Origin of the sequence: Gilliamella sp. wkB195 (assembly GCF_001690445.1) — a bacterium.
In the GTDB taxonomy this organism is placed as follows: domain Bacteria; phylum Pseudomonadota; class Gammaproteobacteria; order Enterobacterales; family Orbaceae; genus Gilliamella; species Gilliamella apicola_E.
In genome coordinates, this window is sequence record NZ_LZGP01000037.1 from 210,410 (window position 1) to 222,544 (window position 12,135).

A 12,135-nucleotide genomic window follows, 5' to 3' on the forward strand; every position below is an offset into this window, starting at 1 on the left:
AAGTGAATTTGCTAACTCTTTTGAATGATCTACGATTCTTTTCGATAACCTTTTATTATTAAATAAAAGGTTGTTTTATCCCAATCCTTTTTTAGGGTTTCTTCCGAAATAAATGTAGCCTCATATAATACATTATCTTTTGGATTGACAATTGCTACTGGTTTTAGTTGTTCCCAATAACAACATACGAATTTCAAATCGCCCATTCCCATAGTCTTAATTAAATATTCATGAGCTTGCTTAGCATATTTACCTTCAACTTTATAAATAACCTCAATAGGCCATGTTTGCCCATAGTCGGTTGTCCTACACTTTTCATATTGAAAAAAATCAGGGGCATTTGGATCAATTTCATGGAAAAAGTCTCGACAAGTTAGATTCGGATCAAACCCTAATGAACTAGATTGACTATCTTCCTTTAGTTCCTCTAGGCTTAGTATTTCGTCAGTATTAAGATTATTTGATTCTGCTAATGCTGACGAAATTAAAGTAACGAAAATGAATGGCAACAAAATAAATCTTTTAAATAACATAGTTTCAATCCTTAAAACTTTTAAATCTTATTAGCTTAAAATAAGATTTCTCCCTTTAGGTCTATATTTCAGTAGACAATATCGTTATAATCTTAACCTATTTTTAATAATACTAGGTAATCATAAAAGTATGGACTTTGTTACAATCGAAATTATACCTTTTATCCAAAATCACCTTTTACTTTCATTAGGTTGGATTGTGTTATTTGTTGCAATCATTGTAATGACCGTGAAAAGTAAATTATCAAAAGTGAAAATAATTAATAACGCGCAAGCAATTAGTATGATCAACAAACAAAACGCAGTTATTGTCGATATTCGCTCAGCAGATAGTTTCAAAAAAGGGCATATTACTGAATCTCACAACATTTTACCCGTTGACATTAAAAATGCTAGCGCAAAAACCATTGAAAAATTTAAAGAAGATATTATCATCGTGGTTGATGATAATGGTTTAACATCAGCAAGCATTGGTGAAGTATTAGTCAAACAGGGCTTTTTGCATGTATTTACATTAAAAGATGGTATTGCTGGATGGAACGGCGAAAACTTACCATTAGTTAGAAAATAATATAATATTAAAATAAGGTTTTATCATGACAGAACAAAACAATACACCTGAAACACAATTTGCTATTCAACGCATTTATACCAAAGATGTTTCATTTGAAACTAACAATGTCCCAGAAATTTTCACAAAACAATGGCAACCAGAAATGAATTTAGAACTAAATTCATCATCACAAGCGTTGAGTGAAGGTGTACATGAAGTTTCTTTACGTGTTACAGTAACAGTAAAACAACAAGAAGAAGTTGTATATATTTGTGAAGTGACTCAGTCAGGTATTTTCTCGCTTATCGGATTTGACGATGCTCAAATTCAACATTGTGTAGGTGCTTATTGTCCTAATATTTTATTCCCTTATGCGCGTGAAGTTATTTCAAGCTTAGTAAATAAAGGAACTTTCCCACAACTTAATTTAGAACCTGTAAATTTTGAAGCTTTATTCATTAGCTATTTGCAACAGCAAGAAGCTAAAACCGAATCGACTGAAACTTTACAGTAATTACCAGTTAATAAAGTCTATGTTTATGAATAAAAATGCAGCAGTGACAGTGATTGGCGCAGGTTCTTATGGGACCTCGCTGGCAATATTACTGGCACGAAATGGCCACTCAACTTTATTATGGGGACATAACCCAGATAAAATGGCTATTTTGCAACATGATAGACAAAATAGACAATTTTTACCGGATATTTCTTTTCCTGACCAACTTCAAGTTGAAGCGGATCTTAAAACTGCCGTTTCAGCTTCAGCAATTTTATTAATTGTTGTTCCAAGCCACGCATTTGGTAGCATTCTTAAACAAATCAAACCATTTTTAAGAAAAGATAGCAAAATTGTTTGGGCAACCAAAGGACTTGAAGTCGATACCGGTCGACTATTACAAGATGTTGCCAGAGAAGTATTGGGTGATAAAATCCCATTAGCGGTTATTTCAGGTCCTACTTTCGCTAAAGAAGTTGCATCAGGCTTACCAACAGCAGTAACCGTTGCCTCAACCGATGATCAATTTTTAACTGAACTCCAAAATTTATTTCACTGTAGTAAATCATTCCGCGTTTATAGCAGTAAAGACTTTATTGGCGTTCAACTTGGTGGCGCGGTAAAAAATGTTATTGCAATTGGTGCTGGTTTATCCGATGGGCTGGGTTTTGGTGCTAATGCGAGAACAGCTTTAATAACCCGCGGACTTGCCGAAATGATGCGATTAGGCGAAGCTCTTGGTGCCGATCCTGCCACGTTTATGGGGATGGCTGGTTTAGGCGATTTGGTACTTACTTGTACAGATAATCAGTCCCGAAATCGTCGATTTGGTATTTTACTAGGTCAAAACAAATCCATTCAAGAAGCACAAGATATTATTGCTCAAGTGGTTGAGGGTTGCCGAAATACTAAAGAAGTTTGGGCATTAGCTCAAAAATATCATGTTGATATGCCTATTACAGAACAAATCTATAAAGTGCTTTACGAACATAAAGATCCAAAACTTGCAGCCATGTCATTATTGGGTCGCTCACAAAAACAAGAATTAAAAAGCGAGTCTTAGATCTTTAAAAACCCCGCTCCTCAAATTTTTTTATTTAATGAATGGTCTGTTACTGGGTTTAATAAAAACATGACTAACACCGATTTAAGATCTCAAAAACCCCGTTCCTCAACTTTTTTTGATATGTCGTGGTTTTTGGTAGGCGTTTTAAACACTGATTCCTAGGCCCTTTTCCTTGGCTTTCTGGTAAATATCATAACCAACATAGACATCTAAAACTGCCGTTCCCACACTTTTAAATAACGTGATTTGCTGATCGTTTTGGCGACATTTTTGTGGATCAATAACTAAATCACCTAATTCATAAAAATCTTGTTTTGTAACTAATTGTTGATTAATTGGATCGATAATATCACCCGCCTCAGCAAATACGCCATCTTTAGTATCAAGTACGCGAATATCAGCATTTTTAACAATATTACTTGGTATTTCGTGCATTTCTGGCGTGTAAGCACCTACTCCATTGATATGTGTTCCTGGTTTAACCAAATCGCCATTGAAGGTCACAACTTTTGATGTGGTGACAGAGGTAATGATATCTGCTTGGCAAATATCTTCATCTAGATCGTTCGAAAAATAGAGGTTAGCGGAGAAATGAGCGAATCGTTTCTTCATCTCTTCAGTAAATTGCTTGCCTTTATTGACATCAAGCCCAAAGATCGCCACATCAGTCAATTGACGGACGGTTAACATCGCTTCTAACTGTGACGCAGCTTGTCCACCAGTACCAATTAATACAGCACGTTTAGCATCTTTTCTGGCTAATAAATCGGTAGCTGCACCTTGTACCGCGCCTGTGCGTAATTGGGTCACAAATGTGCCATCTAACATCGCACAAACTTCGCCTGTTAACGGATCGATCATAAACACTTGCGCGGGAACAGATGGCTTACCAAGTTTCGGGTTATCAGGAAAAACCGAGACAATTTTCAAGCCAACCACATCATTTTCTTTTATATGAGCAGGCATAATCAAACATTGCCCTTTTTGCATGTCAAAGTTGATGCGTAATGGAACTTCACTATTACCTTGAGTATAGATTTTCAGTGCTTGTTTATCCGCTGCAACAGCATCTTTCATAGTATAGAATTGTTGAATATCTTGGGCAGTTAAAATTAACATTTCGATTCCTTATTTAATATTTATTTTCATATTATTTATTATCCATTATTTAATCTTACCAACAAAAAAATAAATACTCTTGTTTAATATAAATAGATAATTTTCACTTTCTTGTATATTTAATTTATTTTCATTATTATTACAAAGTACAATTTTGTACGGAAATTGAGAAATCAGATGTTATTTAAAATATTAAAGTTTTTTTTAAAAATTTTATTTCATGTAAAGATTCAAGGGAATCTCAATAATTTAAAACAAGACAGATTACTTATCACACCTAATCATGTTTCCTTCCTAGACGGCATTTTAATCGGCGTATTTTTACCAATTAAACCAGTATTTGCTATCTACGCAGGCTACATTGATCATTGGCTAGTCCGTTTAGCCAAACGTTACGTTGATTTTGTGCCAATGGATCCATTAAGTCCAATGGCGATTAAAAGGTTAGTTCGTGAAATTGAAAAAGGACGACCAATTGTTATTTTCCCGGAAGGTCGAATTACCATAACCGGCTCATTAATGAAAATTTATGACGGCGCAGCATTTGTTGCTGCTCGTTCTCAAGCAACGATTGTACCTGTCTGGATTGAAGGTGCAGAATTTACGTTGACTAGCCGTTTAAAAGGCTTATTTAAACGTCATCTATTTCCTAAAATTACAATTCATGTATTGGAACCAACATCAATCCCAATGCCTGATGCACCAAAAGCAAGTGAACGACGATATATTGCTGGTGAAAAATTACATCAAATTATGATGAATGCCAGAATGGCAAGCCGACCAAAATTGACACTTTTTGAAGCGTTGCTCGAAGCCCAAGTTCGCTATGGGGTAAAATCGAGAATGGTTCAAGATCCTACCACTCACGAAGCTTCCTATCGAAACTTGCTTAAGCAAATTATCGGTGTTAGTTGCATAATTTCTAAGATTACCAAACAAAAAGAAAGAGTTGGTTTATTGCTTCCTAATGCAACGATTACAGTTGCAACTATTTTTGGTTTATCAGTCAAAAATCGTATTCCCGCCATGCTTAATTATACAGCAGGAACTAAAGGGTTAACCTGCGCAATTACTGCGGCTGAAATAAAAACGATCATTACTTCACGCAAATTTATTCAAAAAGGTAAGCTTGATTATCTATTAGAAGAAATTAAGGACGTAAATTGGTATTTCCTTGAGGACTTGCGTAGTAGTTTGACTTTTGTTGATAAACTTTATGTTGCACTTCACCAATACATTCCACGTTTAGTGAAACGACAACAATCAAGTGATGATGAAGCTTTAGTGTTATTTACATCAGGCTCAGAAGGCAATCCTAAAGGTGTAGTGCACAGCCATGGTAGTTTATTGGCAAATGTTGAACAGATTCGTACCGTTATCGATCCGACACCGGCTGACCGTTTTATGTCCGCATTGCCATTATTCCATGCTTTTGGTATTACTGCTGGTTTATTCTTACCGTTGTTTTCTGGAAGTCGTACCTTCTTATATCCAAACCCACTACATTATCGTATGGTGCCAGAAATCATTTATGACCAAAACTGTACCGTGTTATTTGGCACACCAACATTTTTAGCCAATTATGCTCGCTACGCTCATCCTTATGATTTTATGCGATTACGTTATGTGGTTGCCGGTGCTGAAAAACTTTCCGATGCGGTGCGTGAACAATGGAAAGATAAATATGGCATTCGAATCTTAGAAGGTTATGGCGTAACCGAATGTGCACCAGTTGTTGCCCTTAATGTGCCAATGGCATTTAAAGCAGGAACTGTTGGTCGGCTATTGCCAGGTATGCAATCAAGATTAATACCTATCCCAGGGATTGGCGGGGAATTACAGCTTAAAGGACCTAACGTAATGAAAGGTTATTTACGAGTTGAAAAACCCGGTGTACTTGAAGAGCCTGTTGCCGTTGATGAAAATGGTAATGCAGAAAAAGGCTGGTATGATACTGGCGATATCGTAGATATTGATAAAGATGAGTTTTTGACAATTAAAGGACGACTGAAACGCTTTGCTAAAATTGCGGGCGAAATGGTTTCACTGGAAAGTGTTGAAGCGCTAGCTAGAAAAGTCGATCCTGATGCCATGCATGGCGCTACAGTAAAAGCTGACGCAGCTAAAGGTGAAGCGCTTGTGCTATTTACTACTTCAACTACATTAACTCGAGAACAGCTTAATCAGGCAGCACAAGATTTAGGTATTCCTGCATTAGCCATTCCTAGAGATATTCGTGTGGTTAAAGAATTACCATTGCTTGGTACTGGCAAAATCGATTTTATTACGCTACGCAAAATGGCTGATGAAAATGAATAATAGCAAGGATTCACTATGAATAAACAGCCTTTATTAACCGTTGGCATGGCTGCAACCATGCTAGCCCAGTTTTTTTCAGCCTTTGCTGATAATGCTATTTTCTTTGCAATATTAGCTTTTATTAAACAACTCAATTATCCAGAGTGGAGCCAATCGGCATTACAAATCGGTTTTGTCATCCCTTTCATCCTTCTTTCGCCATTTGTTGGTCAATTTGCTGACAGCATGTCTAAAGGCAGAGCGATGATGATCTCAAATGGTATTAAATTATTAGGTGCTGCTGTTATTTGCCTAAATATCAATCCATTTTTAGGTTATTTTCTAGTTGGTGTGGGAGCAGCCGGTTATTCACCAGCAAAATATGGTATTTTAGGTGAGCTAACCTCAGGCGATAATTTAGTGAAAGCAAATGGTTTAATTGAAGCATCAACAATTGCAGCTATTTTACTAGGCTCACTTGCTGGAGGCCATATTGCTGACTTAAACATCACATTTGCATTACTTACTTGTGTAATAATGTATGGCCTAGCTGTTATAGCAAATATTTTTATTCCTAAACTTCCTGTCGCTCGAAAAGACATTGAGTGGAAGTTTATGAGTATGATAAAGGATTTTGCTAAAACCTTTAAAATTATTTTCAATAATAAACAAGCACTTTATACTTTACTCGGCACTAGCCTATTTTGGGGAGCGGGTATTACCTTGCGCTTTTTATTAATTAGCTGGGTGCCAATTGTGTTAGGTATTACTGACAACTCAACCCCAACAAATCTAAATGCCGTTGTGGCAATAGGTATTGTTGTTGGTGCTGGCCTTGCTAGTGCTATGGTTTCAATATCCAATACATTACGGTGTATTCCAGCAGGAATATTAATGGGGTTTGCCGTCATTGCATTTACCTTACAAAGCAATATGACGAGTTCTTATATTCTATTAGTGATTATTGGTGCTTTAGGTGGTTATTTTTTAGTCCCACTAAATGCGTTAATTCAAAAAATGGGAAAAGAGCTTATTGGTGCTGGTAGTGTAATTTCAATACAAAACTTAAGCGAATATAGTGCAATGATGATTATGCTCAGTGCTTATACGTTAGCTATTGCTTGTGGATTATCTGTTATTACTATCGGTGTAGGTTTTGGTATGCTATTTGCCATTCTTATCGGGTTTGTATGGTTAGGTTTAAAATCACATGTCAAACATTAATTTATCGGCAATGATCACCGAAAATCGCAATAGTGCGAGCGAGAACATCGACTGCGCATCCACCCTTGAAATACTTCAAATTATCAATAATGAAGATAAAAAAGTGGCAATCGCAGTCGAAAAACAATTAGCTAATATAGCCAATGCGGTAGATGCAATTAGCGATGCTTTCTTAAATCATGGCCGTTTAATTTACCTTGGTGCCGGCACTTCTGGGCGATTAGGTATTTTAGATGCGAGCGAGTGCCCACCTACTTACGGAACGCCTCCAGAACAAGTCGTTGGGTTGATTGCAGGCGGGCACCCTGCCATATTTAAAGCGGTTGAAAATGCAGAAGATTCACCAGAGCTAGCAGTTAATGATCTAAAAAATATCAATTTTAGCAAAAAAGATATTTTAGTAGGTATCGCAGCAAGTGGACGCACACCTTATGTTATCGGCGGTATGCAATATGCTCAATCACTGGGTTCAACAGTAATTAGCTTATGTTGCAACCTCAATGCACCTATGATTAACTTAGCTAATATTGCCATTACCCCAATTGTTGGCGCAGAAGTAGTTAGCGGTTCATCAAGAATGAAAGCCGGTACAGCACAAAAATTAGTACTTAATATGTTAACCACAGCCAGCATGATTAAAATGGGTAAGGTTTACGGTAATTTAATGGTTGATGTTGAGGCCACTAATGCTAAACTCGTAGAACGCCAAATATCAATTGTCATGCAAGCAACCGATTGTAACCGGGAGACGGCTATTTCAACACTAAGTCAATGTAACAAAAATTGTAAAACAGCTATTTTAATGATTCTTGCTGGGTTAACAGCTCAGCAAGCAAAAACAGCATTACAACAAAATAACGGTTTTATCCGTAAAGCATTAGAACAAAGCAATAAATAATCTTTCTTAGCATCGTACAAATGTTACTGTTCTGATAAAGAAAGATTATTCTAAAATTTAGCAATATATTTTATCAAACCTTGATGAAGATCGAATTTATAAATCATATTGTTAACTAAAATAAAAAAATAGATTTATTTTATTAACTTTATATTAGCAATAATATAAAAAACTAGGAGGTACGTTATGGTTGGAATAATCTTGGCAACTCATGGTGAGTTTGCTGAAGGTATTTTACAATCAGGGACGATGATATTTGGAGAGCAAGAAAACGTTAAAGCCGTTACTTTGCATCCAAGTGATAGTCCTGAAAGCTTAAAGGAACGGATGCTGGCAGCAATTGCTACTTTCGATGATCAAAATGAAGTGCTTTTTTTAGTCGATTTATGGGGTGGAACACCATTTAACCAAGCCAATACACTCTGTGGTGAACATCCAAATTGGGCTATCGTTGCAGGTTTGAATCTTCCAATGTTGATTGAGGCATACTCATCACGTTTATCGATGGAGACCGCCAAAGAAGTGGCTGCCGCCATTATTGAATCAGCCCAAGATGGTATTAGAACAACGGTTGAAGTGGCAACTAAACCAACGCAAAACAATCAACAAACAAGCACTATCCCTGAAGGTACTGTTTTAGGTGATGGTAAATTGAAAATTGTATTAGCTCGCGTTGATTCACGCTTGTTACATGGACAAGTGGCAACATCTTGGACTAAAACGACTAACCCTAATCGTATTATTGTGGTTTCAGACTCAGTTGCCAAAGATGAATTAAGGAAAAAACTGATTGAAGAAGCCGCACCTCCCGGCGTTAAAGCCAATGTCGTGCCAATTAAAAAAATTATTGAAGTTGCGCATGATCCCCGTTTTGGTAACACCAAAGCTTTATTACTTTTCGAAAACCCTGAAGATGTACTTCGCGCTATAGATGGCGGTGTCGATATTCAAACATTAAATGTTGGTTCAATGGCGCATTCTGTCGGCAAGGTAATGGTCAACAAAGTGCTGTCAATGAGCGCTGAAGATGTTGATACATTCGAGAAATTAAAAGCGAAAAATGTGAAATTCGACATTCGCAAAGTACCTAATGATTCTGAGGATAATATGGATGAATTATTAAAGAAAGCGAAACAAGAATTAGCTGAACAAAAGAATTAGTTTAATTAAGGGGTTATTATTATGACTTTATCAATTATTGCTATCATTTTAGTGATAGTTATTGCGTTCTTAGCTGGAATGGAAGGTATTTTAGACCAATTCCAATTCCATCAACCACTAGTTGCTTGTTCACTAATTGGTTTAGTAACAGGAAATCTAGAAGCTGGCGTAATGTTAGGTGGTTCATTACAGATGATAGCATTAGGCTGGGCAAATATTGGCGCAGCGGTTGCACCTGATGCCGCGCTTGCTGCTGTTGCTTCATCTATTATTTTAGTTCTTGGTGGACAAGGTGAAGCTGGTGTATCGACAGCTATCGCTATTGCCATCCCACTAGCAGTTGCTGGCTTATTTTTAACGATGATTGTGCGAACTATTGCCGTCCCATTAGTGCATTTAATGGATGCTGCAGCAGAGCAAGGTAATATCCGTAGAATCGAATGGTTACAAATATTAGGGGTTTGTTTACAAGGTTTACGTATTGCAATACCAGCAGCAGCGCTGTTATTTATTCCTGCTGAAGTGGTAAAAGACGCATTAAATTCAATGCCTAAATGGCTATCAGAAGGTATGGCTATTGGTGGAGGCATGGTAGTGGCTGTTGGTTATGCAATGGTAATTAATATGATGGCAAATCGTGAAGTTTGGCCATTTTTCATTATCGGTTTTGTTGTTGCCGCGATATCACAATTAACCTTGATTGCAATTGGTGCTCTAGGTATTGCTCTAGCACTAATTTATCTAAATCTTTCTGAACGTGGCAATTCATCAAATGGTGGTAGTAAAGGCGATCCACTTGATGATATTTTAAATGATTACTAAGAACTTGGAGAAGAACATGACAGATCGAATTCATTTATCGAAAAAAGACCGTTTATCGGTAGCTTGGCGTTCAACTTTCCTTCAAGGTTCTTGGAACTACGAACGTATGCAAAATGGTGGCTTGGTTTATTCAATGATTCCTGCTATCAAAAAATTATATACCACAAAAGAAGATCGTTCGGCTGCACTTAAACGCCATTTAGAATTTTTCAATACACATCCTTATTTAGCATCGCCTGTACTTGGTGTGACTTTAGCCCTAGAAGAAGAACGTGCTAATGGTGCGCCTGTTGATGATGTCACTATTCAAGGGGTAAAAGTGGGAATGATGGGACCTTTAGCTGGGGTTGGTGATCCAGTATTCTGGTTTACCGTTCGTCCTATGCTTGGTGCACTAGGCGCCTCACTTGCCTTGAGTGGTAATATTTTAGGGCCAATTCTATTCTTTCTGCTTTGGAACATAATTCGCATGAGCTTTATGTGGTTTACCCAAGAATTTGGTTACCGTACTGGTTCTAAAATTACCGATAACTTAGGTGGAGGTTTACTCCAAAAAATCACTAAAGGTGCATCTATCTTGGGGATGTTTGTTCTGGCAGCTTTAGTACAAAGGTGGGTATCAATAAAATTCCAACCAGTCGTATCCACAGTAAAATTAGATAATGGTGCATTTATTGATTGGAATTCCCTACCTGCTGGTGCCGAAGGTATACAAAAAGCATTGATACAAATGCAAGATGGGCTCGCACTTAGTCAAGACAAAGTAACGACTTTACAAAATAACTTAGATCAGCTAATTCCTGGACTTGTACCATTACTATTAACGTTCTTCTGTATGTGGTTACTTCGTAAAAAAGTATCACCTATTATAATTATTCTTGCACTATTCTTAGTCGGTGTTACTGGTCATGTTATTGGTCTTTTATAAAGCCAACAATGTTGACTAAAAAAGTTGAGGAGCGCACTTTTTAAACAAAATTGCTGTTTTGCCTCAAACAAAAATCACCCTTTTCTTTATAAATAATGAGAAAAGGGTGCCTTAGCAACTCAGATTAAAATAATGGATATAAGTAGCTGAATGGTTCAATCATTAAATACCAAAGTAGATTTAACAGTAAAAGCGACTGCTTTTTCAGGTTTTTCAGAATATGGCCAGATTATGATTGGTGATAAGGCGTTCGAATTCTATCATCAACGCGATCCTCGGAAATATATTCAAATTCCTTGGGAAGAGGTCGATTATGTTATCGCATCGGTATTTTTTAAAGGTAAGTGGATATCTCGTTACTCCATACAAACAAAAAAAGACGGTACGTTCGCTTTTGCGTCCAAAGAGCCGAAAAAAGTATTAAAAGCAATACGTGTCTATGTTGATAGCAAAAAAATGGTCAAAGCGTTAGGATTTTTTGACGTGTTAAAACGAGCTTTGTTCCGGAAAAAGTCTTAAAGATCAACCATCACTTTTAAAATATATCATTATATAGCAAGCAAGCTCACCATTATCAATGAAGCTAATTATTTATAATATAACTAGTTAAAAAGATGAATTTATGTTCATTTATAACTAAGCTTGTCGATAACTGATGCTACCTAACTTTTTCACACACAATCAGCCATTGCACTTTTTGCTAGAAAGAGTATAATTTTGGGGCTTTGATTTTGTCCGTGTTGGGCAAAAGAAAGATTATTTTTTAATTTAAGAGGATGTTATGGTAACTATTCGTTTAGCTCGTGGTGGCTCTAAAAAGCGCCCTTTTTATCAAGTAGTTGTCACTGATAGCCGTAACCCACGTGATGGTCGTTTTATTGAGCGCGTTGGCTTTTTTAATCCAATTGCACAAGGTAAAGCAGAAGAATTACGTTTAGATCTTGATCGCGTAAATTATTGGGTTGGTTTAGGTGCTACTATTTCTGATCGTGTTAATACATTGATCAAACAAGCACAAAAAGCTGCTTAATTAAGTA

The 12,135-nt window shown here is 36.7% G+C and carries 12 protein-coding genes and 2 pseudogenes; 12 read left to right on the forward strand and 2 right to left on the reverse strand.

Annotation, left to right across the window (positions count from 1 at the left end; translation table 11 throughout):
* Window positions 1-29 precede the first annotated feature (29 nt).
* The gene (locus A9G08_RS10830; protein WP_065563712.1) at window positions 30-533 is read right to left on the reverse strand and encodes a DUF4952 domain-containing protein; all 504 of its coding nucleotides are present in this window, start codon (window positions 531-533) and stop codon (window positions 30-32) included.
* A 130-nt stretch (window positions 534-663) separates the two neighbouring features.
* Here A9G08_RS10830 and A9G08_RS10835 point away from each other — a divergent pair, with 130 nt between their 5' ends.
* From A9G08_RS10835 to gpsA, 3 genes are read left to right on the forward strand one after another with little or no spacing between them, the layout of a single operon-like run.
* Window positions 664-1,104: a rhodanese-like domain-containing protein gene (locus A9G08_RS10835; protein ID WP_065563713.1), complete on the forward strand. Its 441-nt coding sequence runs from the start codon at window positions 664-666 to the stop codon at window positions 1,102-1,104.
* Between the two features lie 25 nt (window positions 1,105-1,129).
* Window positions 1,130-1,600, forward strand: coding sequence for a protein-export chaperone SecB (gene secB / locus A9G08_RS10840; protein ID WP_065563714.1), 471 nt, complete (start codon window positions 1,130-1,132; stop codon window positions 1,598-1,600).
* A gap of 25 nt (window positions 1,601-1,625) precedes the next feature.
* Window positions 1,626-2,645 (forward strand): NAD(P)H-dependent glycerol-3-phosphate dehydrogenase, encoded by a 1,020-nt coding sequence (gene gpsA, locus A9G08_RS10845; RefSeq protein WP_065563715.1) that lies wholly within the window; start codon window positions 1,626-1,628, stop codon window positions 2,643-2,645.
* Window positions 2,646-2,792: 147 nt separating this feature from the next.
* Here gpsA and A9G08_RS10850 read toward each other — a convergent pair whose 3' ends face one another.
* Entirely contained in the window at window positions 2,793-3,767 is a 975-nt protein-coding gene (locus A9G08_RS10850) for an ornithine cyclodeaminase family protein (protein WP_065563716.1), read from the reverse strand.
* 177 nt (window positions 3,768-3,944) lie between these two features.
* Between A9G08_RS10850 and aas the strand changes: the two genes are divergently transcribed.
* The 9 genes and pseudogenes from aas (at window position 3,945) to rpsP (ending at window position 12,128) form a co-directional block, all read left to right on the forward strand.
* Window positions 3,945-6,086 carry a bifunctional acyl-ACP--phospholipid O-acyltransferase/long-chain-fatty-acid--ACP ligase gene (aas, locus tag A9G08_RS10855; protein WP_065563717.1) on the forward strand — a complete coding sequence of 714 codons (2,142 nt, stop codon included), beginning with the start codon at window positions 3,945-3,947 and terminating at the stop codon, window positions 6,084-6,086.
* 15 nt (window positions 6,087-6,101) lie between these two features.
* Window positions 6,102-7,289, forward strand: a complete 1,188-nt coding sequence (gene lplT / locus A9G08_RS10860) for a lysophospholipid transporter LplT (protein ID WP_065563718.1) — start codon at window positions 6,102-6,104, stop codon at window positions 7,287-7,289.
* Window positions 7,276-8,187: an N-acetylmuramic acid 6-phosphate etherase gene (gene murQ / locus A9G08_RS10865; RefSeq protein ID WP_065563719.1), complete on the forward strand. Its 912-nt coding sequence runs from the start codon at window positions 7,276-7,278 to the stop codon at window positions 8,185-8,187. The genes lplT and murQ overlap by 14 nt, the downstream gene beginning before the upstream one ends.
* 186 nt (window positions 8,188-8,373) lie before the next feature.
* Window positions 8,374-8,746 (forward strand): annotated as a pseudogene (locus A9G08_RS11940) (PTS sugar transporter subunit IIA); the annotation flags it as partial.
* Window positions 8,747-8,805: 59 nt separating this feature from the next.
* Window positions 8,806-9,348, forward strand: a pseudogene (locus A9G08_RS11945) (PTS system mannose/fructose/N-acetylgalactosamine-transporter subunit IIB); the annotation flags it as partial.
* A 21-nt stretch (window positions 9,349-9,369) separates the two neighbouring features.
* Window positions 9,370-10,170 carry a PTS mannose/fructose/sorbose transporter subunit IIC gene (locus A9G08_RS10875; RefSeq protein WP_065563721.1) on the forward strand — a complete coding sequence of 267 codons (801 nt, stop codon included), beginning with the start codon at window positions 9,370-9,372 and terminating at the stop codon, window positions 10,168-10,170.
* A gap of 16 nt (window positions 10,171-10,186) precedes the next feature.
* Entirely contained in the window at window positions 10,187-11,098 is a 912-nt protein-coding gene (locus A9G08_RS10880) for a PTS system mannose/fructose/sorbose family transporter subunit IID (protein ID WP_065563722.1), read from the forward strand.
* Between the two features lie 150 nt (window positions 11,099-11,248).
* Window positions 11,249-11,617 carry a DUF956 family protein gene (locus A9G08_RS10885; protein ID WP_065563723.1) on the forward strand — a complete coding sequence of 123 codons (369 nt, stop codon included), beginning with the start codon at window positions 11,249-11,251 and terminating at the stop codon, window positions 11,615-11,617.
* A gap of 262 nt (window positions 11,618-11,879) precedes the next feature.
* Complete coding sequence (rpsP, locus tag A9G08_RS10890; RefSeq protein ID WP_065563724.1) at window positions 11,880-12,128, forward strand: 30S ribosomal protein S16; 249 nt, start codon at window positions 11,880-11,882, stop codon at window positions 12,126-12,128.
* Window positions 12,129-12,135: the final 7 nt, after the last annotated feature.